Source organism: Pantoea sp. SGAir0215 (assembly GCF_043543215.1).
In genome coordinates this window covers 1,317,693-1,342,882 of sequence record NZ_CP028031.1, presented here as the reverse complement: position 1 = coordinate 1,342,882, position 25,190 = coordinate 1,317,693, and the positions used below count along the sequence as shown (strand labels likewise).

Annotated in this window: 18 protein-coding genes; 12 read left to right on the top strand and 6 right to left on the bottom strand. The window is 54.2% G+C overall.

Going from position 1 to position 25,190, the window contains the following annotated elements:
• The first annotated feature begins 38 nt into the window (after nt 1-38).
• Genes thiB through thiQ form a run of 3 tightly spaced genes read left to right on the top strand, consistent with a single transcriptional unit; the run spans nt 39 to nt 3,296 of the window.
• Nucleotides 39-1,025 carry a thiamine ABC transporter substrate binding subunit gene (gene thiB, locus C1N64_RS06275; RefSeq protein ID WP_039339092.1) on the top strand — a complete coding sequence of 329 codons (987 nt, stop codon included), beginning with the start codon at nt 39-41 and terminating at the stop codon, nt 1,023-1,025.
• Nucleotides 1,001-2,611 (top strand): thiamine/thiamine pyrophosphate ABC transporter permease ThiP, encoded by a 1,611-nt coding sequence (thiP, locus tag C1N64_RS06270; RefSeq protein WP_367143314.1) that lies wholly within the window; start codon nt 1,001-1,003, stop codon nt 2,609-2,611. Before thiB ends, thiP begins: the two co-directional genes overlap by 25 nt.
• Nucleotides 2,595-3,296, top strand: a complete 702-nt coding sequence (thiQ, locus tag C1N64_RS06265; RefSeq protein ID WP_006117655.1) for a thiamine ABC transporter ATP-binding protein ThiQ — start codon at nt 2,595-2,597, stop codon at nt 3,294-3,296. The genes thiP and thiQ overlap by 17 nt, the downstream gene beginning before the upstream one ends.
• On the opposite strand, the gene C1N64_RS06260 is transcribed toward thiQ, so the two are convergent.
• Nucleotides 3,293-4,057, bottom strand: coding sequence for a DedA family protein (locus C1N64_RS06260; protein WP_006117654.1), 765 nt, complete (start codon nt 4,055-4,057; stop codon nt 3,293-3,295). The two genes, thiQ and C1N64_RS06260, sit on opposite strands and share 4 nt — an antisense overlap.
• A 167-nt stretch (nt 4,058-4,224) precedes the next feature.
• Between C1N64_RS06260 and polB the strand changes: the two genes are divergently transcribed.
• From polB to rluA, 3 genes are all read left to right on the top strand, one after another.
• Complete coding sequence (polB, locus tag C1N64_RS06255) at nt 4,225-6,585, top strand: DNA polymerase II (RefSeq protein ID WP_394515333.1); 2,361 nt, start codon at nt 4,225-4,227, stop codon at nt 6,583-6,585.
• A gap of 155 nt (nt 6,586-6,740) precedes the next feature.
• Nucleotides 6,741-9,647 (top strand): RNA polymerase-associated protein RapA, encoded by a 2,907-nt coding sequence (rapA, locus tag C1N64_RS06250; protein WP_033740345.1) that lies wholly within the window; start codon nt 6,741-6,743, stop codon nt 9,645-9,647.
• Between the two features lie 37 nt (nt 9,648-9,684).
• Entirely contained in the window at nt 9,685-10,338 is a 654-nt protein-coding gene (rluA, locus tag C1N64_RS06245) for a bifunctional tRNA pseudouridine(32) synthase/23S rRNA pseudouridine(746) synthase RluA (RefSeq protein WP_006117651.1), read from the top strand.
• Nucleotides 10,339-10,391: 53 nt separating this feature from the next.
• Here rluA and djlA read toward each other — a convergent pair whose 3' ends face one another.
• Nucleotides 10,392-11,204: a co-chaperone DjlA gene (gene djlA / locus C1N64_RS06240; RefSeq protein WP_006117650.1), complete on the bottom strand. Its 813-nt coding sequence runs from the start codon at nt 11,202-11,204 to the stop codon at nt 10,392-10,394.
• A gap of 182 nt (nt 11,205-11,386) precedes the next feature.
• Between djlA and lptD the strand changes: the two genes are divergently transcribed.
• The 6 genes from lptD to apaH are packed head-to-tail and all read left to right on the top strand — an operon-like array spanning nt 11,387 to nt 18,199.
• Entirely contained in the window at nt 11,387-13,759 is a 2,373-nt protein-coding gene (gene lptD / locus C1N64_RS06235; RefSeq protein WP_164482942.1) for an LPS assembly protein LptD, read from the top strand.
• Nucleotides 13,760-13,813: 54 nt separating this feature from the next.
• The gene (surA, locus tag C1N64_RS06230) at nt 13,814-15,109 is read left to right on the top strand and encodes a peptidylprolyl isomerase SurA (protein WP_054634509.1); all 1,296 of its coding nucleotides are present in this window, start codon (nt 13,814-13,816) and stop codon (nt 15,107-15,109) included.
• Nucleotides 15,099-16,091: a 4-hydroxythreonine-4-phosphate dehydrogenase PdxA gene (pdxA, locus tag C1N64_RS06225; RefSeq protein ID WP_006117647.1), complete on the top strand. Its 993-nt coding sequence runs from the start codon at nt 15,099-15,101 to the stop codon at nt 16,089-16,091. The genes surA and pdxA overlap by 11 nt, the downstream gene beginning before the upstream one ends.
• Entirely contained in the window at nt 16,084-16,905 is an 822-nt protein-coding gene (rsmA, locus tag C1N64_RS06220) for a 16S rRNA (adenine(1518)-N(6)/adenine(1519)-N(6))-dimethyltransferase RsmA (RefSeq protein WP_033740232.1), read from the top strand. Before pdxA ends, rsmA begins: the two co-directional genes overlap by 8 nt.
• Before the next feature lie 3 nt (nt 16,906-16,908).
• Entirely contained in the window at nt 16,909-17,286 is a 378-nt protein-coding gene (gene apaG, locus C1N64_RS06215) for a Co2+/Mg2+ efflux protein ApaG (RefSeq protein WP_006117645.1), read from the top strand.
• Nucleotides 17,287-17,341: 55 nt separating this feature from the next.
• Nucleotides 17,342-18,199, top strand: a complete 858-nt coding sequence (apaH, locus tag C1N64_RS06210; protein ID WP_033740231.1) for a bis(5'-nucleosyl)-tetraphosphatase (symmetrical) ApaH — start codon at nt 17,342-17,344, stop codon at nt 18,197-18,199.
• Nucleotides 18,200-18,253: 54 nt separating this feature from the next.
• On the opposite strand, the gene folA is transcribed toward apaH, so the two are convergent.
• From folA to carB, 4 genes are all read right to left on the bottom strand, one after another.
• Complete coding sequence (gene folA, locus C1N64_RS06205; RefSeq protein ID WP_006117643.1) at nt 18,254-18,736, bottom strand: type 3 dihydrofolate reductase; 483 nt, start codon at nt 18,734-18,736, stop codon at nt 18,254-18,256.
• A 231-nt stretch (nt 18,737-18,967) separates the two neighbouring features.
• On the bottom strand, nt 18,968-20,107 hold the full coding sequence (locus C1N64_RS06200; protein ID WP_033740230.1) for a porin: 1,140 nt from the start codon (nt 20,105-20,107) through the stop codon (nt 18,968-18,970).
• Nucleotides 20,108-20,402: 295 nt separating this feature from the next.
• Nucleotides 20,403-21,302 carry a GNAT family protein gene (locus C1N64_RS06195; protein ID WP_205954068.1) on the bottom strand — a complete coding sequence of 300 codons (900 nt, stop codon included), beginning with the start codon at nt 21,300-21,302 and terminating at the stop codon, nt 20,403-20,405.
• Between the two features lie 656 nt (nt 21,303-21,958).
• On the bottom strand, nt 21,959-25,189 hold the full coding sequence (carB, locus tag C1N64_RS06190) for a carbamoyl-phosphate synthase large subunit (protein ID WP_006117641.1): 3,231 nt from the start codon (nt 25,187-25,189) through the stop codon (nt 21,959-21,961).
• Nucleotide 25,190 lies beyond the last annotated feature (1 nt).

Sequence of the window (25,190 nt, the reverse complement as noted above, 5' to 3'; positions counted from 1 at the left end):
TCCTTTGCGACTCAACCCTGCCGCTATAGGAGCGCAAAGTGTTAAAAAACGTCCTGCCCGTGCTGCTGTTACTCTCTGCCCCGGTCTTCGCGGCCAAACCTGTCCTGACGGTTTACACCTATGATTCATTTTCCGCTGACTGGGGACCGGGTCCGGCCGTTAAAAAAGCCTTTGAAACCCAGTGCGGTTGCGAACTGAAATATGTGGCCCTGGAAGACGGGGTTTCGCTGCTGAATCGCGTCCGTCTGGAAGGCAAGAACAGCAAGGCCGATGTGGTCTTAGGGCTGGATAACAACCTCCTGCAGGCCGCGCAACAAACCGGGCTGTTTGCCAAAAGCGACGTTGATACCGGTAAATTGCAGGTTCCCGGCGGCTGGAAGGACACCACCTTTGTGCCCTTCGATTACGGCTACTTCGCGTTCGTCTATAACAAAAACACGCTGAAAAACCCACCAAAGAGCCTGAAAGAACTGGTCGAAAGCCCCGAAAAATGGCGCGTGATTTATGAAGATCCCCGCACCAGCACGCCGGGCCTTGGCCTGCTGCTGTGGATGCAAAAAGTCTACGGAGACAAGGCGCCTGAAGCCTGGCAAAAGCTGGCAAAGAAAACCGTCACGGTGACCAAAGGGTGGAGTGAAGCCTACGGTCTGTTTCTGAAAGGCGAGAGCGATCTGGTGTTGAGCTATACCACGTCGCCGGCTTATCACATTATTGAAGAGAAGAAGGATAACTATGCCGCGGCACCGTTTGCCGAAGGCAACTATCTGCAGGTGGAAGTGGCAGCCCGCCTGGCTAACAGCAAACAACCAAAACTGGCAGAGCAGTTTATGCAGTTCATGGTCACGCCCGCTTTCCAGAATACGATTCCAACCGGCAACTGGATGTACCCGGTGATCAAAACCGACCTGCCTGCAGGCTTTGCTTCACTCAGCGTGCCGAAGACGGCATTACAGTTTTCGCCTGAAGCCGTCGCCAGCCACCGTTCACAATGGGTCAGCCAATGGCAACGCGCCGTGAGTCGCTGATCCCCTTCTGGCTGATTCCGGGTTCACTCGCCACGTTGCTGCTTTGCAGCGTGGCGTTGTCAGCTTTTGCTGCACTGTGGATGGCGGCCCCGGCGACCGACTGGCGCGCGGTTCTGCAGGATACCTATCTGCATCATGTGATTGGCTTTTCATTTACGCAGGCGCTGCTTTCCGCCCTGCTCTCTTTGCTGCCGGCCATTCCGCTGTCCCGGGCTCTCTATCGACGCCGTTTTCCTGGCCGTCAGGGATTATTACGCCTGTGCGCCATGACGCTGGTCTTGCCGGTGCTGGTCGCGGTATTTGGTCTGCTCACTGTCTATGGTCGGGTGGGCTGGCTGGCCCGGCTTTGCGCCTGGCTTGGCGTGGACTATCACTTCTCGCCTTACGGGCTTCAGGGCATTTTGCTGGCCCATGTTTTTTTCAACCTGCCGCTGGCCACGCGCCTGATGCTGCAGGCGCTGGAAAGCATTCCGGCCGAACAGCGTCAGCTTGCTGCACAGCTGAATATCCGTGGCTGGCATCACTTTCGGCTCCTTGAATGGCCGTGGCTACGTCGCCAGTTACTGCCTACCGGTGCGTTGATTTTCATGCTCTGCTTCGCCAGTTTTGCCACGGTGCTTTCACTGGGTGGCGGGCCGCGGGCCACCACTATCGAACTGGCCATTTTTCAGGCTTTAAGTTATGACTACGATCCGGGACGCGCCGCACTCCTGGCGTTGATTCAGCTTGGCTGCTGCCTGGTGCTGGTGCTTCTCAGTCAGCGCATCAGTCACGCCATTCCCGCTGGCAACACGCAGCGCCAGGGCTGGCGCGATCCGCAGGATTCCGTGCTGGCGCGCATCAGCGACATCGCCCTCATCGGTTTAGCCTTGCTGTTACTGCTACCGCCCCTGATCGCAGTGATTATTAATGGCCTGGACGGCGGACTGCGCGGCGCCTTGCAACAACCGGCGTTGTGGCAGGCAACATTCACCTCACTGCGCATCGCCCTGGGCGCTGGCGTGCTGTGCGTGTTACTGACGACCATGCTGCTCTGGAGCAGCCGCGAACTGCGCCTGCGCCAGCGTAAACTTGCCGCACAATTTATGGACACCAGCGGCATGCTGATTCTGGCCATGCCGGGTATCGTGCTGGCAACCGGCTTTTTCCTGCTGCTGAATGCCACAACAGGGCTGCCCGATGCGGCGGATGGCGTAGTGATGTTCGCCAATGCACTGATCGCCATTCCCTATGCCCTGAAAGTGCTGGAAAACCCGATGCGGGATATCGCAGAACGCTACAACCACCTGTGCGGTGCATTAGGGATCAGCGGATGGAACCGCCTGACGCTGATAGAACTCCGTGCACTGAAGCGGCCACTGGCACAGGCGCTGGCGTTTGCCTGCGTACTGTCAATTGGAGACTTTGGCGTCGTGGCGCTGTTCGGTAACGCCGATTTCCGTACGCTGCCTTTCTACCTCTATCAGCAGATTGGTGCCTATCGCGGGGCCGACGGAGCCGTTACCGCATTACTGTTGCTGGTGCTCTGCCTGTCTCTGTTTACTCTGATGGAAAAATTACCGGGTCGCCATGCTGACACTGAATAATCTGACTTACCTGTATCAGCATTTGCCGATGCGTTTTTCCCTTCACGCCGGGCGCGGCGAACGGCTGGCGATTCTTGGTCCAAGCGGCGCGGGTAAGAGTACGTTGTTAAATCTGATTGCCGGCTTTCTGCCCGTCAGCCAGGGCAGTCTGATAATGGATGGCGTCGATCATACCCACAGCGTGCCCGCTCAGCGCCCGGTATCGATGCTGTTTCAGGAAAACAACCTGTTTCCGCATCTCAGCGTGGAACAGAATCTGGGGCTGGGCTTACATCCCGGGCTCAGGCTGACTGCGGACCAGCGTCAGCAGGTAGCCACCATTGCACAGCAGGTCGGGCTCAGTGAGATGCTGTCGCGCCTGCCAGGCCAGCTCTCAGGTGGACAACGTCAGCGCGTAGCGCTGGCACGCTGCCTGCTGCGCGAGCGGCCGGTATTACTGCTGGATGAACCTTTCTCGGCGCTTGATCCGGCACTGCGTGGCGAGATGCTCAACCTGGTGCGTACCGTCTGCGAAGCCCGTGAAATCACATTACTTATGGTGTCGCACAGTCTTGAAGATGCGCAGCAGATTGCGCCACGCAGCGTGGTGGTGGTAGATGGACGGGTTTACTGGGATGGCGCAACGGACCGGCTGCTGTCAGGGGACGTGCGGGAAGCCGATGTGCTCGGCATCCCACGTCGTTAACCGATAAAGACCTGCCACAGCAGGTGGCGGAAAACTGGCATCATCGGGTGAAACTGAATACCGACGAAGGCCGCAACGGCCACGACCAGGCCCAGTGGCGCGAGCCAGCGCAGTCGTTCAGGCGGCAAATACGCGGTGGCCCAGTCGCGGGTCTTTTCACCGCGCCACCAGCGCCAGCACAGCCAGCATCCCAGCCACACCACAAGGGCAACGGCAACCAGCAGCCAGATAAAGTGACCGCCCTGGGCTTCTTTCGGGACATCAATCGCCACGCCTGCCAGAATCCCCGGCAACAGATAAAGCGGGGGCCATAAGATACAGCCGATCAGATTGGGGGGCAGAAACTTGCGTACCGGCAATTCCAGCATACCTGCCGCCAGCGGGATCAGCGGGCGAGTGGGGCCCACAAAACGGCCGACCAGAATGGTAAACATGCTGTGCTGATACAGCGCATGTTCGGTTTTATCCAGCAGCCCTTTGTATTTTTGCAGGTATTTCCAGCGATGAAGCGGCCCCTGAAATTTCCAGCCAATCCCGTAAGAAACCCAGTCGCCAAGCAGACAACCGACGAAGCCAGCGGCCCAGGCGGGATACAAACCGATCTGCCCACTGCCCACCAGCGCGCCAAGGCTCGCCATCATCACGGTGCCGGGGAGCAGCAGCCCCACAAACGCCAGTGACTCCAGAAACGTCACCAGCGCCACGGCAAACAGCGCCCACTCCAGCGACTGTGTAATCAGGTGTTGAACCCAGGCTTCCATATCAATCCTCAGAAAAAGCAGAAGGCTGGATTGTCCAGAGCAGACATCACAGCGTCAAGGCAAGAATTGTAGGCCAATATTGACAAAACGCACCGGGAGACACTGTATAAATACCCATGTTATACTTTTTAATCGCATGTCCGATTCGCTATCAGCCTGGAGAATACGTGAATAAGCCCCGCGCAGGGTTTCTGCTGAGCCGTCACTGGCGCGATACGCCGCAAGGCACCGAAATTACGCTCTGGCTGGCCACCGATGACGGTGCTCAGCGCGTCGTGCTGCCCGTGCAGGAATCGGTGACGTTTATTCCCTGCGAGTACCAGGCGCAGGTCGAAACGCTGCTACAGGACGAGCGCCAGGTGCGCATGCAGCCTCTCCAGTTAACCGATTTTCGCCGCCGGCCGGTATTTGGCCTTTACTGCCGCCAGCATCGCCAGCTTCAGTGGATTGAAAAGAAACTGCGCGAAAACGGCATTCCCCTTTACGAATCCGATATTCGTCCGCCTGAACGCTATCTGATGGAACGGTTTATCACCGCGCCCGTGTGGTTCGATGGTGACGCGCAGGGCGATGCGCTGGTTAACGCCCGGCTCAAACCGCATCCTGACTACCGCCCACCGCTGAAATGGGTCTCTCTGGATATCGAAACCACCCAGCATGGCGAGCTTTACTGCATTGGCCTTGAAGGCTGCGGCCAGCGTCAGGTTTACATGCTGGGACCGCCTAACGGCGATGCCAGCGCACTGGATTTCGAACTCATTTACCTGGAAACCCGCCCTCAACTGCTGGAGGCGCTCAATCGCTGGTTTGCCGACCAAGACCCCGATGTGGTGATCGGCTGGAACGTGGTGCAGTTTGACCTGCGCGTTCTGCAGAAACATGCCGACCGCTATGGCATTCCGTTACGCCTGGGCCGCCAGCAGGCTGTACTGGAATGGCGTGAGCACGGTTTTAAACCCGGCGTGTTTTTTGCCCAGGCGACAGGTCGGCTGATCATTGACGGTATTGATGCGCTGAAATCCGCCTTCTGGGATTTCCCCTCTTTTAGTCTGGAGTCGGTTTCACAACAACTGCTCGGCGAAGGCAAAGCTATCGATAACCCGTGGCAGCGCATGGAAGAGATCAACTGGCGTTTTGCCAACGATAAACCGGCGCTGGCACGCTATAACCTGAAGGACTGCGAGCTGGTCACACGCATCTTCCATAAAACCGAGATCATGCCGTTTTTGCTGGAGCGCGCCGCCGTTAACGGGCTGGCGGTCGATCGCCACGGCGGCTCTGTGGCGGCCTTCAGCCATCTGTATATTCCCCGCATGCATCGGGTCGGTTTTGTCGCCCCCAATCTCGGCGATGTTGCGCCGGAAGCCAGCCCCGGCGGCTATGTGATGGATTCCCGGCCAGGCCTGTATGATTCCGTATTGGTGCTGGATTACAAAAGTCTTTATCCCTCGATTATCCGCACCTTTCTGATCGATCCCGTCGGCCTCATCGAAGGGCTGGCGCACCCAACGGATGCGGATTCGGTGCCCGGCTTTCGTGAGGCGCGCTTCTCACGCGAAACGCATTGCCTGCCCGCGATTGTGGAACAGATTTGGCAGGGACGCGAAACCGCGAAAAAACAGGGCAATAAGCCCCTGTCGCAGGCCCTGAAAATCATTATGAATGCGTTTTATGGCGTGCTGGGCACCAGCGCCTGCCGCTTTTTTGATCCTCGCCTGGCCTCGTCGATTACGCTGCGCGGTCATGCCATCATGCAGCAAACCCGCGAGCTTATTGAAGCCGAAGGCTATGATGTGATCTATGGCGATACGGATTCTACCTTTGTCTGGCTCAAGTCCGCCCGGGATGAAGCCGAGGCGGAAGCAACAGGCCGCGCACTGGCTGCGAAGGTCAATGACTGGTGGCGTGAACATCTCCAGCAGCAATATGGCCTGACAAGCGCACTCGAACTGGAATATGAAAATCACTTTTGCCGTTTCCTGATGCCAACCATTCGCGGTGCCGAACAGGGCAGTAAGAAACGCTACGCGGGATTAATTCGTGAAGGCGACAGTGAACGTATGGTATTTAAAGGGCTGGAGTCCGTCCGGACCGACTGGACGCCACTGGCGCAGCAGTTTCAGCAGGAACTCTACAGCCGGATATTTCATCGTCAGCCTTGGGAAGAGTACGTCCGCACGACCGTGACACAGCTGCTGGCGGGCGAACTGGACGATCAGCTCATTTATAAGAAACGCCTGCGTCGTCCGCTGAAGGAGTATGAACGCAATGTGCCGCCTCACGTGCGCGCCGCCCGTCTGGCGGATGAACACAACCGTAAACTGGGTCGGCCGCTGCAATATCAGACCGGTGGCCGTATTCGCTATGTGATAGCGACGGGCGGCCCCGAACCCGTTGAAGCCCGGACCACGCCGCTCGACTACGATCACTACGTTACGAAACAGCTGCAACCTGTTGCCGAAGGCATTTTGCCTTTCGTCGAGGGTGACTTTGCTACACTGATTACCGGGCAACTGGGGCTTTTTTGACAGGTGACGAATGCCCTGCCATCCAGTACCATAACGCCCTTCCTCAAAACTCACCGCTCTGACATACGCACCAGGCCCCTTTTGCCTGGTTGACATGCTATTGCCTGAGAATGGGGAACACCTTCAAAAACGTTAAAAATTCGAGCAAAAATTATATGGTTTTTACATTAGGTCAGCGTTGGATTAGTGATACAGAAAGTGAACTGGGATTAGGTACCGTGGTGGCGATCGATACTCGCATGATCACGCTGCTCTTCCCGGCCACAGGGGAAAATCGCCTCTACGCTCGCAGCGACTCGCCCGTCACCCGCGTGATTTTTAACCCGGGCGATACCGTGACCAGCCATGAGGGCTGGCAAATGCGGGTGGATGAAGTCCGTAATGACAATGACCTGATAACCTATATCGGTACGCGCCTGGATACTGAAGAAACCAACGTGATGCTGCGTGAAGTCATGCTCGACAGCAAACTGGTGTTCAGCAAGCCCCAGGATCGTCTGTTCGCTGGCCAGCTCGATCGCATGGATCGCTTCGCCCTGCGTTTTCGTGCGCGTAAATATCAAAGTGAACAGTACCGCCTGCCCGTCAGTGGCCTGCGTGGGATGCGTACCAACCTGATTCCCCACCAGTTGCATATCGCCCATGATGTGGGCCGTCGCCATGCACCGCGCGTTCTGCTGGCGGATGAAGTGGGTCTGGGTAAAACCATCGAAGCCGGTATGATCATTCAGCAGCAGCTGTTGGCTGGCCGCGCTGAGCGCGTACTGATTGTGGTACCAGAAACGCTGCAACATCAGTGGCTGGTTGAAATGCTGCGCCGCTTCAACCTGCGCTTTGCGCTGTTCGATGACGATCGTTACGCCGAAGCCCAGCACGACAGCGACAATGCCTTCGACACGGAACAACTGATTATCTGTTCGCTGGACTTTGTTCGTCGCAATAAGCTGCGTCTTGATAAGCTGGCCGACGCGGACTGGGATCTCCTGGTGGTCGATGAAGCGCATCACCTGGCCTGGTCTGAAGGTGAGCCAAGTCGTGAATATCAGGTCATTGAAAAGCTCGCCGAAAACACACCAGGCGTCCTGCTACTGACCGCCACGCCAGAACAACTGGGCATGGAAAGCCACTTCGCACGCCTGCGCCTGCTCGATCCCGATCGTTTTCACGACTTCGCCGCCTTCGTCGAAGAGCAACAGCATTTCCGTCCGATTGCCGATGCGGTCACCTCCCTGCTGGCGGATAATCCCATCTCGCAAGACGAGATGAATATGATCAATGAGCTGGTTGGCGAGCAGGATATCGAACCGCTGCTACAGGTCGCCAACAGTGACCGCGAGGGCAAACAAGAGGCGCGCCAGGAACTCATTTCCATGCTGATGGATCGCCACGGCACCAGCCGCGTGTTGTTCCGTAACACCCGTAACGGCGTGAAGGGCTTCCCGAAACGGGAATTGCATACCATTCGCCTGCCGTTGCCGGCTCAGTACCAGACGGCCATCAAAGTTTCCAGCATCATGGGCGCGCGTAAAAGCGCCGAAGAACGCGCGCGCGACCTGCTCTATCCGGAGCAGATTTATCAAGAGTTTGAAGGCGACACCGGCACCTGGTGGAACTTCGATCCACGTGTAGAATGGCTTATGGGCTATCTGACCAGCAACCGTAAAGAGAAGGTGCTGGTGATTTGCGCGCAGGCCGCAACCGCTCTGCAACTGGAGCAGGTATTACGCGAGCGTGAAGGTATCCGTGCCGCCGTGTTCCACGAAGGGCTGTCGATTATTGAACGCGATCGGGCTGCGGCCTGGTTTGCCTCAGAAGAAAACGGCGCACAGGTTCTGCTGTGTTCAGAAATCGGCTCTGAAGGCCGTAACTTCCAGTTCGCCAGCCGCCTGGTTATGTTCGATCTGCCGTTTAACCCGGATCTGCTGGAGCAGCGCATCGGTCGTCTGGATCGTATCGGTCAGGCGCATGACATTCAGATTCTGGTGCCATGGCTGGAAAAAACCGCTCAGGCGGTCCTGCTGCGCTGGTATCACGAAGGGCTGGATGCCTTTGAGCACACCTGTCCGACCGGCAGAACCCTCTATGACAGCGTGCACGCTGAACTGATTAATTATCTGGCTGCGCCGGAAAACAGTGAAGGCTTTGATGACTTTATCGACGCCTGCCGTAAACAGCATGACGCGCTGAAATCTCAGCTTGAACAAGGTCGGGATCGGTTACTGGAGCTGAACTCGAACGGCGGCGACGCCGCGCAGATGCTGGCGAATACCATTGCCGAGCAGGATAACGACACCGAGCTGGTCAACTTTGCCCTGAATCTGTTTGATATCGTGGGCATCAATCAGGAAGATCGTAGCGATAACCTGATTGTGCTGACGCCGTCAGATCATATGTTAGTCCCGGATTTCCCGGGCTTACCTGAAGACGGTTGCACCATCACGTTCAACCGCGATCAGGCCCTGTCGCGTGAAGATACCCAGTTTATTACCTGGGAACATCCGCTGATCCGTAACGGCCTGGATCTGATCCTGTCGGGCGACACGGGCAGTTGTGCGCTGTCGCTGCTGAAGAATAAGGCATTGCCTGTCGGCACGCTGCTGGTAGAACTGATTTACGTGGTGGAATCTCAGGCACCTAAGCATCTGCAGTTAACCCGTTTCCTGCCGCCAACGCCTGTGCGTTTGCTGTTAGATCGCAAGGGCACTAACCTGGCAGGTAAAGTGGAGTTCGAGAGCTTCAACCGTCAGTTGAATGCGGTCAACCGCCACACAGGCAGTAAGCTGGTGAACGCCGTCCAGCAGGATGTTCACGCTATTCTTACCCTGGCGGAAAAAGAAGTCGTCAGTGAAGCACGTGCCATAATCGATACGGCACGGCGTGAAGCGAGTGAAAAGCTGGGTGCCGAGTTATCGCGTCTGGAAGCCCTGAAAGCCGTCAACCCCAATATTCGTGACGATGAAGTTGACGCGCTGGAAAGCAATCGCGAGCAGGTGCTGGAAAGTCTGGATGAAGCCACCTGGCGCCTGGATGCGCTGCGTCTGATTGTGGTTACGCATCAGTAAGTTCAGGGCCGCAAGGCCCTCTTTTTTGGAATAATGTATGGAACCCTATAATCCGCCGCTTGAGCCCTGGCTGCACATTCTCTATCAGGATGCGCACATCATGGTGGTGAATAAGCCCAGCGGCCTGCTTTCCGTGCCGGGTCGACTTGAGGCGCACAAAGACAGCGTGATGACGCGGATCCAGCGGGATTATCCTGAAGCCGAATCGGTGCATCGGCTGGATATGGCCACCAGCGGCGTGATTGTCGTCGCACTGACGAAAGCCGCTGAGCGTGAACTAAAACGTCAGTTTCGCGAGCGCGAACCCGCCAAAACCTATGTCGCTCAGGTCTGGGGACATCCGGCAGAGGAAAAAGGCCTGGTGGATTTGCCCTTGATTTGTGACTGGCCCAACCGGCCAAAACAGAAAGTGTGTTTTGAGACGGGTAAGTCGGCACAAACCGAGTATCAGGTGGTGGAATATCGGGACGATAACAGCGCACGCGTCACGTTGAAGCCCATTACCGGCCGTTCGCACCAGTTGCGCGTGCATATGCTGGCGCTGGGCCATCCGATACTTGGGGACGGGTTTTATGCTCACCCGGAAGCCAGGGCAATGGCAAGCCGGCTTCTGCTGCATGCCGAATCGCTGACCATCACGCATCCTGCGTTTGGCAGTGCGATGACCTTCAAGCAGCCCGCCGATTTCTGACCGGCCCGTTTATGACTCGCGCCCCGCGGATGAATCACCGGGGCGCACGCCACTTACTTAAAGCCTTTTTCTTTGCGAATCAGATCGTAAGCCGACTGAATGTCCTGCGCTTTCTGTTTGGCCATTTCCATCATTTCTGGCGGTAACCCTTTTGCCACCAGCTTATCGGGATGGTGCTCACTCATCAGTTTGCGATAGGCTCGCTTGATGGTAGTGGCATCATCACTGCTTTTCACGCCCAGCACATTACAGGCATCGTCCAGCGTAGGACCGCGTTGTGCCTGCTGGAAACCGCCTTGAGAATAACTGCGGCCGCCGCCAAACTGCTGGCCGCCTTCCATCATGCGCAGAAACTGATCGAACTGGCTGTGTGAAATGCCCAACTCTTCACCAATAACGTACAGGACCTGACGTTCGTTGGGATGCAGTGTGCCGTCGGCAAACGCGGCCTGAATCTGAATTTCCAGAAACATCCGAATCAGGTCAAAACGACCAAAGCAGGCACTGCGTAATTCGCGCAGTTTGGTCCGCAACGGATATTCACCCTGTTTGCCCTCACGAAAAGCACGTTGTGCGGCAGTACGCGCCTCACCGTGAAGCTGCATGCGGTCCATAAACAGAGACGCAATCTGGATGTCCGCTTCCGTTACGCGCCCTTTCGATTTGGTTAAATGCCCCATCACCTGAAACGTGGTGCTGAAAAACAGTGACTGTCGGGTCTGGGTGTTTGAAAAGTACGCCTTGCTTTGTGCGCCGCGAACCTTGTCAAATCCATGCCCAATGATCAGGCCGATTACAATTCCCCAAAAGCCCGCGCCAGACAATAATCCCAGCACCAGACCTATAACTTTTCCCCAGTAGCGCATAAACTCCTCAATTCGCCATGCTTACGGCTGAAAATTGCATTATCATACCTGTCATTTATCTCAGCGCCTAACGGCAGCGCGGACAGAAAAGGATTAACACTGGCGCAACGCCAGGCAGTGCGTTAGTCTCTGACCCGATTGTCGGCATGATGCCAGTTTTCATGGAATTCTCGATACCGCGTATGAAAAAACGTATACCTACTCTGCTGGCCACCCTGATCGGCGCAGCCATTAGCCAGCAAGCCTTCGCCGACGATTTAATGTCGCAGTGTATGTTAGGCGTGCCGAGTTATAATCGCCCTCTGGTCAATGGCGATCCCAATCAGTTGCCCGTTACTATTCACTCGGATTCCGTGAAAGGCAACTATCCTGATGATGCCATTTTCAAAGGTGATGTAGACGTCAGCCAAGGCAACAGCCGCATGCTGGCTGATGAGGTGCAACTTCATCAACGCCAGCCAGAAGGTCAGACGACGCCCGTCCGGACCGTCGATGCGCTAGGTAATGTGCACTACGACGATAATCAGGTCATCCTGAAAGGTCCGAAAGCCTGGTCGAATCTTAACACCAAAGATACTAACGTCTGGGACGGTGATTATCAGATGGTCGGCCGCCAGGGGCGGGGTACAGGCGATCAAATGAAGCTGCGTGGACAAAACCGTTACACCATCATGGAAAACGGCACCTTCACGTCCTGTCTGCCCGGCAGTAACAGCTGGAGCGTGGCGGGGTCCGAAATCATTCAGGATCGCCAGGAAGAAGTGGCAGAGATCTGGAACGCGCGCTTTAAGCTTGGCCCGGTTCCTGTGTTTTACAGCCCGTATCTGCAGTTGCCGCTGGGCGATCGGCGCCGCTCAGGCTTCCTGATCCCTAATGCCAAATACGGCAGCAGTAACGGTTTCGAGTTTATTCTGCCTTACTACTGGAACATCGCGCCTCAGGCCGATGCCACCATTACGCCGCACTATATGAGTAAACGTGGTCTGCAATTGCAGAACGAATTCCGTTACCTCACAGAAGCGGGCGCAGGCCTGGTCGAATTTGACTATCTGGCCTCAGACAAGCAGTACGACAATGATAAAGCGTTACGTCAAATCGCGCAGAACGACAGTTCTGATCGCTGGTTGTTTTACTGGCGTCATGCCGGTGTATATGACCAGCACTGGCGCTTTAACGCCGACTATACCAAAGTCAGCGATCCGTTCTATTTCAACGATTTGACGTCACCCTATTACACGTCCACCGACGGCTATGCCTCACAGAAATTCAGCGTCGGTTATGCGGATACTAACTGGGACGCAGCCCTGTCGACCAAAGATTTCCAGATTTTTGGTAATACCAGTAACAGCAATGTCTATCGTGCCTTCCCGCAACTTGACCTGAACTGGTACCAGAACGATGTCGGTCCGTTCGACACTCGGGTCTATGCTCAGGCTGTGAAATTTGTCAATGTAAACAGCAAGTTCCCTGAAACCACGCGTTTACATGTTGAACCTACGCTCGATCTGCCGTTATCAAACAGCTGGGCCAGCCTGGATACTGAAGCCAAATTTCTGGCCACGCACTATCAGCAAAAAGATGTTGATTACTACAACGCTAACTTTGCCCCCACCAGCACTACCAGCGGTGTCCTGAAAGACTCCGTCAACCGCACATTACCGCAGTTTAAAGTTGATGGGCGCATGGTATTTGATCGTGATATGGACTGGGCACAGGGTTACACCCAAACGCTGGAGCCAAGGGTTCAGTACCTGTATATCCCGTATCGGGACCAGAGCGACATCTATCCTTACGACTCCACGCTGCTGCAAACGGACTACACCGGCCTGTTCCGCGATCGCTCTTACAGCGGTCTGGATCGCATCGCCTCAGCGAACCAGGTCGCGACCGGTGTGACTACACGAATTTATGATAATGATCTGGTTGAACGTTTTAACGTTTCTGTGGGTCAAATCTATTCGTTCACGCCTTCGCGTACAGGCGTTAACCAGACCAATAAAGATGACGATACCGGCAGTCTTCTTTGGGCCGGGGATACGTACTGGAAGATCAGCGAACGCTGGGGCGTGCGTGGCGGGCTGCAATACGATACCCGCCTGAATAACGTGGCGCAGGGCAATACCGTGCTGGAATACCGTCGTGATGCTGACCGTATGGTGCAGTTGAGCTACCGTTACAGCAGCCCGGAGTATGTTGCTTCTGCGCTTAACGACAGCTCACTGGTGAATAACCCGATTTATAAAAACGGGATTTCACAGGTTGGCACCACGGCAAGTTGGCCAATTCATGATGCCTGGTCGGTGGTTGGCGCGTATTATTACGATACGCGCAATAATCGCCCGGCATCACAGCTGGTTGGCCTGCAGTACAGCTCGTGTTGCTACGCGATTCGTCTGGGATATGAACGTAAAATCAACGGTTGGGAAAACAACGACAGTAAGTACGACAACCAAATCTCATTCAACATTGAGTTACGTGGCCTGAGCTCGAATTATGGCCTGGGCACTGGCCAGATGCTGAGTCAGGGGATCATCCCTTACCAGCGTGCATTCTGATGTTGTGATGTTTGACAGGCAATCCCGCAGTGCGGAACCAATAATGGATAAAGTATGAAGAACTGGAGAATGCTGATTCTTGGTGTGGCGATCAGTGCCAACACCGTGTTCGCAGCACCACAAGTGGTTGATAAAGTTGCAGCTGTGGTTAATAACGGCGTGGTCCTTGAGAGTGACGTGGACAGCATGATGAACACCGTAAAATCTCAGGCGAAACAGGCCGGCCAGCAGCTACCGGACGATAAAACCTTACGCCATCAGATCCTTGAGCGTGAGATTATGGACGCGATCATTCTGCAGTTAGGCGATAAAGCCGGTTTGCAAATCAGCGATCAGCAGTTGGATCAGGCCATTCAGAATATTGCCGCTCAAAACCACATGACCCTCGATCAGCTGCGCAGTCGTCTGGCCTATGACGGTATGGACTACAACACGTATCGGTCGCAGATTCGTAAAGAGATGCTGATCTCTGAAGTCCGTAATAACGAAGTCCGCCGTCGCGTCACCATCCTGCCACAGGAAGTGGATACGCTGGCAAAACAGGTGGGTGCGCAGAATACTCAAGGGACTGAGATGAATATCAGCACCATTCTTCTGCCGCTGCCTGAAAACCCGACACAACAGCAGGTTGACGATCAGGAAAAACTGGCAAAACAGCTGGTGAGCGAACTGAAGGGCGGTGCTGATTTCGGCAAACTGGCCGTTACCTACTCCGCTGACTCCCAGGCCCTGAAAGGCGGCAATATGGGCTGGTCAAAAATTGAAGAGCTGCCGACGCTGTTTGCTCAGGCTCTGGCCACGGCAAAAAAAGGCGATATCGTTGGTCCGATTCGTTCCGGTGTGGGCTTCCATATTCTGAAAGTGAACGATTTGCGTGGCGAAAGCAAAAACATCTCTGTCACCGAGGTGCATGCACGCCATATTCTGCTGAAGCCGTCACCGATCATGACTGACGATCAGGCCCGCGCGAAGCTGGAACAAATTGCCGCCGATATCCGCAGCGGTAAAACCACTTTTGCGGCCGCCGCAAAACAATTCTCTGACGATCCGGGCTCGGCTAACCAGGGCGGCGATCTGGGATGGACCTCGCCTGAAGTCTTTGACCCGGCGTTCCGCGATGCGCTGCTACGCCTGAAAAAAGGGGAAATTAGCCAGCCCGTTCATTCCTCTTTCGGCTGGCATTTGATTCAGTTGCTGGACACGCGTCAGGTTGATAAAACGGATGCAGCCCAGAAAGAGCGTGCTTACCGCATGCTGTTCAACCGCAAGTTCGCGGAAGAAGCGCAGACCTGGATGCAGGAGCAGCGTGCAGGGGCTTACGTGAAAATTCTGGATAACAATGCGCAGTGATTGTCGTGTGGTGATTACGCCCGGCGAACCCGCCGGGATTGGTCCCGATCTGGCTGTGCAACTGGCTCAACAGGCCTGGCCTGTTGAGCTGGTCGTTTGTGCGTCTCCCCAGCTCTTGCTGCAGCGCGCCGCATTGCTGGGTTTGCCTCTGACCCTTCGTCTTTACGATTCTGCCGAGCCTCCAGCGCCCCAGCAGGCCGGTACACTCACCGTCCTTCCCGTTGAACTCCCGCAGCCCGTCACACCCGGTACGCTTTGTGTCGACAACGGTCACTATGTACTGGAAACGCTGGCTCGCGCCTGCGACGGCTGCTTGTCCGGTGAGTTTGCTGCATTGATTACCGGCCCTGTGCATAAGGGCGTGATCAATGACGCGGGGATACCGTTTACAGGCCATACCGAATTCTTTGCCGAACGAGCAGGCGCGCACCGCGTGGTCATGATGCTGGCAACAGAGCAGTTACGCGTCGCGCTTGCGACTACGCACCTGCCGTTAAAAGCGGTCGCTGACGCCGTCACCCGGGATTGCCTGCATGAAGTGATCACCATCCTGCATCAGGATCTCAAAGAGAAATTCGCGATCGCCCAGCCGCATATTTTTGTCTGTGGGCTGAATCCTCATGCGGGTGAAGGCGGCCACATGGGTCGGGAAGAGATAGACACGATTATCCCGGCCCTGAATGAACTCCGCCAGCAGGGTATTCAGCTGACTGGCCCATTGCCCGCGGACACACTTTTCCAGCCCAAATATCTGCAACATGCCGATGCGGTGCTGGCGATGTATCACGATCAGGGCTTACCGGTTCTCAAATTTCAGGGATTTGGTCGCGCGGTAAATATTACCCTCGGCCTGCCGTTTATCCGTACCTCAGTCGATCACGGCACCGCGCTTGAACTAGCCGGGCTGGGTCAGGCTGACGCGGGCAGCTTTATCACGGCGCTTAATCTCGCCATCACTATGATCAAGAGCAGTAATGAATAATCGCGTCCATCAGGGGCACTACGCCCGTAAACGTTTCGGGCAGAACTTCCTGAACGATCAATACATTATCGACAGCATTGTCTCCGCCATTCATCCGCAACGCGACGAAGCGTTAGTTGAGATTGGGCCGGGCCTCGGTGCCCTGACAGAACCGGTCGGCGAACGTCTCGACAGCTTAACGGTTGTGGAGCTTGACCGCGATCTGGCAGCCCGCCTGCAGACACATCCGTTTTTAGGTCCTAAGCTGACGATTTATCAGCAGGATGCCATGACCTTTGATTTTGCCGCGCTGGCTAAAGAGAAAGGCCAGCCGCTACGCGTCTTTGGTAATCTGCCCTACAACATTTCGACCCCGCTGATGTTTCATCTGTTCAGCTATACTGGTTCGATTAAAGATATGCACTTCATGCTGCAGAAAGAAGTGGTTAATCGCCTGGTGGCCGGTCCGGGCAGCAAAGCATATGGTCGCCTGAGCGTCATGGCGCAGTATTACTGCCAGGTCATTCCGGTGCTGGAAGTGCCACCGCACGCTTTTACGCCGCCTCCGAAGGTGGATTCAGCGGTAGTACGTTTGGTGCCTTTTATGACGCCACCTCATCCGGTAAAAGACGTGCGTATTTTAAGCCGTATTACCACGGAAGCGTTCGGCCAACGTCGTAAAACGCTGCGTAACAGCCTGAGCCATATGGTGACTGCGGGTGCGCTGGAAGACTTGTCGATCGATACGGGCCTGCGTGCAGAAAACGTGTCGGTTGCGCAATACTGTCAGTTAGCGAACTGGTTGGCAGACCATCTGGATAAACCGCAGGAGTAACCTATGAGTGAACCGGCCCGCGTATCGATCCACGTCCAAAGCCTTTATGTCGCCTCGCAATCCTCACCGGAAGAAGAGCGTTATGTTTTTGCTTATACCGTTACGATCCGCAATTTAGGCCGCTCCTCTGTGCAACTGCTCGGGCGCTACTGGTTGATCACCAACGGCAATGGACGTGAAACAGAAGTTCAGGGTGAAGGCGTAATCGGTGAACAACCACACATTGCGTCCGGTAGTGAATACCAATATACCAGTGGCGCGGTGCTTGAAACGCCTATGGGCACGATGCAGGGCCACTATGTGATGGTGGATGAGCAAGGCGATACGTTTCACGTCGACATCCCCGTTTTCCGCCTGGCTGTTGAAAGCCATATTCACTGAACCTGATGCCTTTCGCCCGACTAACGGGCGTCTGTTTTTTGTTGGATAATTCACAATGAATACTTACCTGATTGGCGACGTTCACGGTTGTTATGATGAATTACGTGCTCTGCTAAACCAGGTGAACTATGATCCTGGTCAGGATACCTTGTGGCTGACAGGTGATCTGGTCGCACGTGGGCCCGGCTCGCTGGAGGTACTACGCTACGTCAAATCGCTGGGAGATAGCGTTCGCCTGGTTCTGGGCAATCACGATTTGCATTTGCTGGCCGTTTATGCCGGCATCAGCCGCAATAAACCTAAAGATCGCCTGACGCCACTGCTGGAAGCGGAAGACGCAGATGAATTGATCAACTGGCTACGTCGGCAGCCTCTGCTGCAGGTTGATGAAGAAAAGAAGCTGGTGATGGGCCATGCGGGCATTACGCCGCAGTGGGATCTGGAGACGGCGCAACGCTGCGCGCGTGAAGTCGAAGCCGTCCTGGCCAGTGACAGCTATCCGCTGTTCCTTGATGCCATGTATGGCGACATGCCGAATAACTGGAGCGAATCCCTGTCCGGCCTGGCGCGGCTACGTTTCTCTACTAACGCGCTGACCCGTATGCGTTTTTGCTTCCCAAACGGACAGCTCGATATGATTTGTAAGGATGCGCCCGAATCAGCGCCGCCACCGCTTAAACCCTGGTTTACGATTGAAGGGCCCGTTGCCCGCGATCACACCATTGTGTTTGGGCACTGGGCATCACTGGAAGGCAAAGGGACACCAGAGGGCATTATCGGTCTGGATACCGGTTGCTGCTGGGGTGGGAATCTGACCCTGCTGCACTGGGAAACGCAGCGTTATTATGTTCAGCCTTCCAACCGCCAGCTTTCTGTACCAGACGATCTGTCACCCCAACAGTCAGCCAGCTGATCCACCGCCATAAAAACGCCTTGTCCCAACAACAAGGCGTTTTTCGATCCCCCATTAACGACGTCGTTCGAGGATCTCGAAGCAGTAGCTGTGTGAATTCTGCTCGTCAGCGTCATGGAATTCGCTAAAGGTAGAATGCCATTCATCCGGTTCGTAGTCCGGGAACTGGGTATCCCCTTCTACTTCAGCATCAATATGCGTCAGATAAAGGCGGTCAGCGCGGGCTAACATCTGTTCATAAATGCGGCCGCCGCCAATGACCATGATCTCTTCAGCTTCACCCGCAGCATTTACTGCGTCATCCAGCGACGTTACCCAGGTAACGCCTTCTGCGTGACCGGGTTTACTGCTGACCACAATATTCAACCGGCCCGGTAAAGGCCGGCCGATCGATTCAAAAGTCAGCCTGCCCATAATGACGGGCTTTTTCAGTGTGTTGCGCTTAAACCACGCCAGATCTGCAGGCAGGTCCCACGGCATGGCGTTTTCCATTCCAATAATGCGATCTGCTGCTAATGCCGCGATAAGACTAATCATGTTAAAAAGCTCGCTGAAAAAAAACAGGCGCCATGATACGTAAAGGTTAAACCTTCGTCGATAGCAGGAACGGGCTTCTTAAATAAAGCGGCATAGACACCGCCTTTCAGAGTTTGTACAGGGTTTTACTCCGCAAAAATCGCGGTTATAACCCTTAAATCGCCAGATAATGACGCGAGTGCGTGATAAACACAGAGAATAAAACGGCTCCAGACGGAGCCGTTGGGATTATCAGAAATCGTAGCGGAAACGAACCAGATTCATGTCGCCCTGATTATCCGTGCTGGACGTGAAGACATGTTCGTAATCCACACGGAAACCATAGTCAAGGAACAGCGTTACGCCCAGACCATTGTCGATGCGCTGGTAGTTACGGCCATTCGCATATTCTAAACGGTCACCCATGACATAAGGCTGAACGGCTTTGACACCATATTGCGCCACCGGGATTTTATATCCGGCGTAATATTCGATGCCCCAGGCATCATCCGCAAAATAGTTATTCACGTTGCGCTGTTTGGTGGTCAGGAAGTTTTGGTACCAGCCACCCCCTGCTGACAGGGTCCAGTTACCTGGCGTCCAGCTCAATGCTGTTCCAAAAATGTTTTGGTCGTAATCTTTACTGTTGCCAGTAGCAGGATTACGCATGCTGGCGCGGGTGTAGTTCCAGGCCGTACCCCATGCCAGGGTAGGCGTAATATTGTAATTCACACCCAGCGAGCCACCGCCCTGGCGCTTATAGCGCAGCCCGTTGCCCGGCAGATACTCGTTATCGCTAAACAGGTAAGAGGCGTAAAGATCGACTGCCCCATAACTGTTTTTGTATTTCAGCTGTTTACGAGAACGGTAGGAACCATCGTAATCACCGTTAATGCCGTTGCCCGGCGCCTGGGCCAGCATGTCGTAATCCCAGATATCCGTCTTGGCACCCACAACATCGTAATAAACGCTGTTCTGCTGACCAAAGGTTAACTGGCCCCAGGTTTTACTTTTCAGGCCGGTATAAAGCTGGCGGCGAGTAGTCTCGTGCGCACCTTCAGCGTAGTGATTATCCCAGTTGAACACGGCCGGAATGTTAACGCCCAGTTCATAGTAGCTGGTCCAGCTAATATCATCGAACAGGTAGTAGTCGGCGCTGAAACGGAAACGGGATCCGCCGTCAAAGCCATTACGCTTGTAAGATTTATCGTTGACGCCGGTTTGATGATTAAACTGGGGGCGAATGCTGCCACCAAATTTGAAATCGAGACGGCTAAGGGGATCGCCTGCTTGTGGGTCTTGTTTAAGAAGAGTGATTTCAGCCTGGCTGGAAAACGTGACCAGAGCCAACAGTGCAGCCACTGCACTCAGTGCAAAATTACGCGCTTTCATTGTTATAAATATCCTGTTTACGCTCTCTTCATGAGCGGGCAGGATATTACATTGGCCATGCATGACTTGGTAGTACTTTGTATTATAAATTCATGCGAAAAAGCGAATCAGGCATGATTTGATAATAATTAAATCAAATTTCTTAAATTGTTTACCCACCTCTCTCTTTTGCCGGAATCGTATCAGACATCGTGCGGCTTTTTTGCCTCAGTCATTTCCTGAAAAACGGTAAGAGAAACAGGCACGCCTGGTAACTGTTATTGAAGATAAGACGCATTCTCACAACGCACTGACTTCAGATAATGACGCGTCCATTAGGCACAGCATGGCACCATCTGTTTTTGTACTCTCCTGACATCGAACCATAGGAATAATAGAGAGGAACCTGTTTATCAGACGCCTCCTGATGCAAAGAGGTAAGATTCTTCCACATCAGCATCGTCCCCACTGCGCCCGCATTGCTGTCCATCCGGTAGCCAATATTGATAAAGTCCACAAACATGCCAACCTGGCTATTTACAGAGACCAGTAATTGCAGCCCGATTGGCTCATTGTTCAGGAACATCATATGCCCTTTGAAGCAGTGCTGGAACTCACGGAAAAAGGCTTTATTGATGTCTCTTTCAGCAATTGGCTGCTCCCGTCTCGCGCGATATAACGCTTCGAAAACCTCAAAAATATGCTCACCCTCAAGATGATTTACATTAAGCAAACTTCCGCCATCAGCGAGGAATTTTCTTAATTCGCGTTCGCGGGTTGAGACAGTTTTTCGTGAGAAGTCGACAGCAGGATTTTTCGTCAATGCTGCTTTATTCTTGCTCAACAAACGATAAGACGCATTAAGAAACGTATTACCGTGCAGATGATGCAACGACTTACAACGAAAGGGCAAAAGGACCTTTGTTTTGGTGTCGCGACAAAAGGGTATATAAACGGATGTTGATGGAGTCAGTAGCGCAGGAAGCGAACGCTGAGGGTTTTTACCATCGTTAGCGAGCCAGCCTTTTTCAACGCAAACGCTCCCTACCACAGTCCCTTTCACCTTATAGGCATAAAACGTGAAAGGCTGCTGATGGCGCATCCGGAAAGCGATAAATTCCGGCGCTGACTCACAGTTGTACCCAAAATCATCACACGCTTTTTGATAGTCGTTAAAAGAGCACTGCTCCCATTTGAAAAATTTGGGGATCAACATGGTAAATACGCACTTATATTAGCGAAAAAGGTTTACAGTACCTGTCGGCACTCCGGAACAGCATGGCCTTAACCAATTCCGCATTGTAAAGTTAAGCACAACAACAGAACAGTTTGTTATTCGAGACTTTATATAATAATGGCATCCCGTTTAGATTTCGTTGATTTATTGGCAATGATTTAAAATAACAGGGCGATGCCTGACGAGTAATATTAAAAACAAGAGCAACGAGAAAAATAAACAATTAGATGAATAGCCAGCTAAAACCAATTAAATATGAAAAAGAAATTAACTTATAATTAATATTTTTAAATGGATGATCCATTGACAACACAGCATTCTTATTTTTTATAAAATAAATTTTTCATCTAATTCAGAGCAGATCTGGAATATTACAGCGCCGTTTAAACCTGTGGGCTGTGATGACGCATGGCCGAGAGCCACAGCCGCATTTAGACGGGGTGCGAATGGTGGCGTAAGACAGAAAAGGCACGCTGGTCAGGCTGTTGCAATACAACACTCTCTGCATCAGCTTTACAGGCACATCGTGTAAACACATGCGATGTGAACTGGACGTACTGCAAAAAAAAGCCCCTGCCAGAAGTGCTCTGCTTATGGCAGATGCTCCCGACAGGGGCCTGAGCGCTCAGTCTGCGCTATTTATGCGCAAGGATTTGCGCATGCATCTCCTGCACCGAAATGACTTTTTCGGTTGGATCGGCATTTAGCGCCATTGCCGTTGCGAAGCCACCGTTCAGCGTCGTGTCGTAATGCACCTTATATTGCAGTGCGCTGCGACGAATCAGCTTGGAGTCTTCAATCGCCTGACGACCTGCTGTGGTATTTACGATATAGGCGTACTCACCGTTTTTCAGGCGGTCCTGAATGTGCGGGCGGCCTTCGTGAACCTTATTCACCAGGCGCGGGTTAATACCGGCCTCGCCCAGTACCACAGCCGTACCGTGCGTCGCATCCAGTTCAAAACCAAACTTCTGCAACTTCGCCGCGAGGTCAACGATACGTTTCTTGTCGCCTTCACGAACGGACAGCAGCGCACGTCCGGTTTTCTTCATGTTGCTTTGCGCACCCAGCATCGCCTTGGCAAACGCCTCGGCAAAGGTACGGCCCACGCCCATGACTTCCCCGGTTGAACGCATTTCAGGTCCCAGAATCGGGTCAACGCCCTGGAATTTGTTAAACGGCAGCACCACTTCTTTGACAGAGTAGTAAGGTGGAATCACCTCTTTGGTGACGCCCTGCTCCGCCAGCGTTTTGCCTGCCATTACGCGGGCTGCCACTTTTGCCAGCGGAACGCCGGTTGCTTTTGACACGAACGGGACGGTACGCGCCGCACGCGGGTTAACTTCAATCAGGTAAACTTCGTTGTCTTTGACCGCAAACTGTACGTTCATCAGGCCACGCACATTCAGCTCAAACGCCAGTTTTTCAACCTGCTGACGCATGACATTCTGAATATCCTGACTCAAGGTGTAGGCCGGCAGTGAACAGGCCGAGTCACCCGAGTGAACGCCAGCCTGCTCAATATGTTCCATGATACCGCCGATCAGCACGCGCTCACCGTCGCAGATAGCATCCACATCGACTTCGACGGCATCATCCAGGAAGCGATCCAGCAAGACCGGCGCATCGTTGGACACTGACACCGCCGTCTGGAAATAGCGTTTCAGGTCGATTTCGTCGTAGACAATTTCCATGGCGCGTCCGCCCAGGACATAAGACGGGCGGACCACCAGCGGATAACCAATGCCCGCCGCTTTTTCAACCGCCTGCTCCAGCGTGGTAACGGTGGCGTTAGCTGGCTGCTTCAGACTCAGACGGTCAACCGCCTGCTGAAAACGTTCACGGTCTTCTGCGCGATCGATGGCATCCGGGCTGGTGCCAATGACCGGCACACCTGCCGCTTCCAGCGCGCGAGCCAGTTTCAGTGGCGTTTGTCCACCGTACTGCACGATAACGCCTTTCGGTTTTTCGATGCGCACGATTTCCAGCACGTCTTCCAGCGTGACAGGTTCAAAGTAGAGGCGGTCAGAAGTGTCGTAATCGGTGGACACGGTTTCCGGGTTACAGTTGACCATGATGGTTTCATAGCCATCTTCACGCAGCGCCAGTGCTGCGTGGACACAGCAGTAGTCAAACTCAATGCCCTGACCAATACGGTTTGGTCCGCCACCCAGCACCATAATCTTGTCGCGATCCTGATTAGGATGAGCTTCGCACTCTTCTTCATAGGTGGAGTACATATAAGCGGTGTCTGTTGCAAATTCCGCCGCACAGGTATCCACGCGCTTATAGACTGGGTGAAGATGATGCTGCTGACGCAGTTTACGAATCTCGCCTTCCGCGACGCCCGCCAGGGCTGCCAGACGTGCGTCGGCAAAACCTTTGCGCTTCAGCGCGCGCAGGAAATCCGCGTTAAGGCCATTGATGCCTTCACGCGCTACCTGCTCTTCCAGGCGAACCAGCTCTTCAATCTGCACCAGGAACCAGCGATCAATATTGGTAAGATTAAATACGCCATCGACCGACATGCCTGCACGGAACGCGTCCGCGATGTACCAGATACGATCCGAACCGGCATCTTTCAGCTCACGACGAATGCGGGTCAACGCTTCCGCATCATCCAGATGCACTTTCGGGTCAAAACCATTAGCTCCCACTTCCAGACCACGCAGTGCTTTCTGCACCGACTCCTGGAAAGTACGGCCAATCGCCATGACTTCACCCACCGATTTCATCTGGGTGGTCAGACGGTCATTCGCACCGGCAAATTTTTCAAAGTTGAAGCGAGGAATTTTTGTCACGACATAATCGATAGACGGCTCGAACGAGGCTGGTGTGCGTCCCCCAGTGATATCGTTCATCAGCTCATCCAGCGTAAAGCCTACCGCCAGTTTCGCGGCCACTTTGGCAATCGGGAATCCGGTGGCCTTCGATGCCAGCGCTGAAGAGCGTGACACACGCGGGTTCATCTCGATGACGATCAGACGGCCATTTTTCGGGTTCACCGCGAACTGGACGTTGGAGCCACCGGTTTCCACGCCGATCTCACGCAGTACCGCCAGCGAGGCGTTACGCATGATCTGGTACTCTTTGTCGGTCAGCGTCTGTGCGGGCGCCACCGTAATGGAGTCACCGGTGTGAATGCCCATGGCGTCAAAGTTTTCGATAGAGCAGACAATGATGCAGTTGTCGTTTTTGTCACGCACAACTTCCATCTCATACTCTTTCCAGCCAATCAGCGATTCGTCGATTAACAGCTCGTTGGTGGGCGAAAGATCGAGTCCGCGTTCGCAGATCTCTTCAAACTCTTCGCGGTTATACGCGATACCGCCACCGGTGCCGCCCATAGTGAACGACGGACGAATAATGCAGGGGAAGCCGACATCGGCAGCCACCGCCAGCGCTTCTTCCATCGTATGTGCGATACCGGAGCGCGCCGTATCCAGACCAATGCTTTTCATCGCCACGTCGAAGCGGCGGCGGTCTTCCGCTTTATCAATCGCATCGGCCGTGGCACCGATCATGGTTACGCCAAACTCGTCAAGAACGCCCTGACGTTCCAGCTCCAGCGCACAGTTCAGCGCCGTCTGGCCGCCCATGGTTGGCAACACCGCATCCGGGCGCTCTTTCTCAATAATCTTACGTACCACTTCCCAGTGAATCGGCTCGATGTAGGTTGCATCGGCCATTTCCGGGTCGGTCATAATGGTCGCCGGGTTCGAGTTCACCAGAATGACGCGGTAACCCTCTTCGCGCAGGGCTTTACAGGCCTGGGCACCGGAATAGTCGAATTCGCAGGCCTGACCGATCACAATCGGACCGGCACCAAGAATCAGGATGGATTTTATATCTGTACGTTTTGGCATG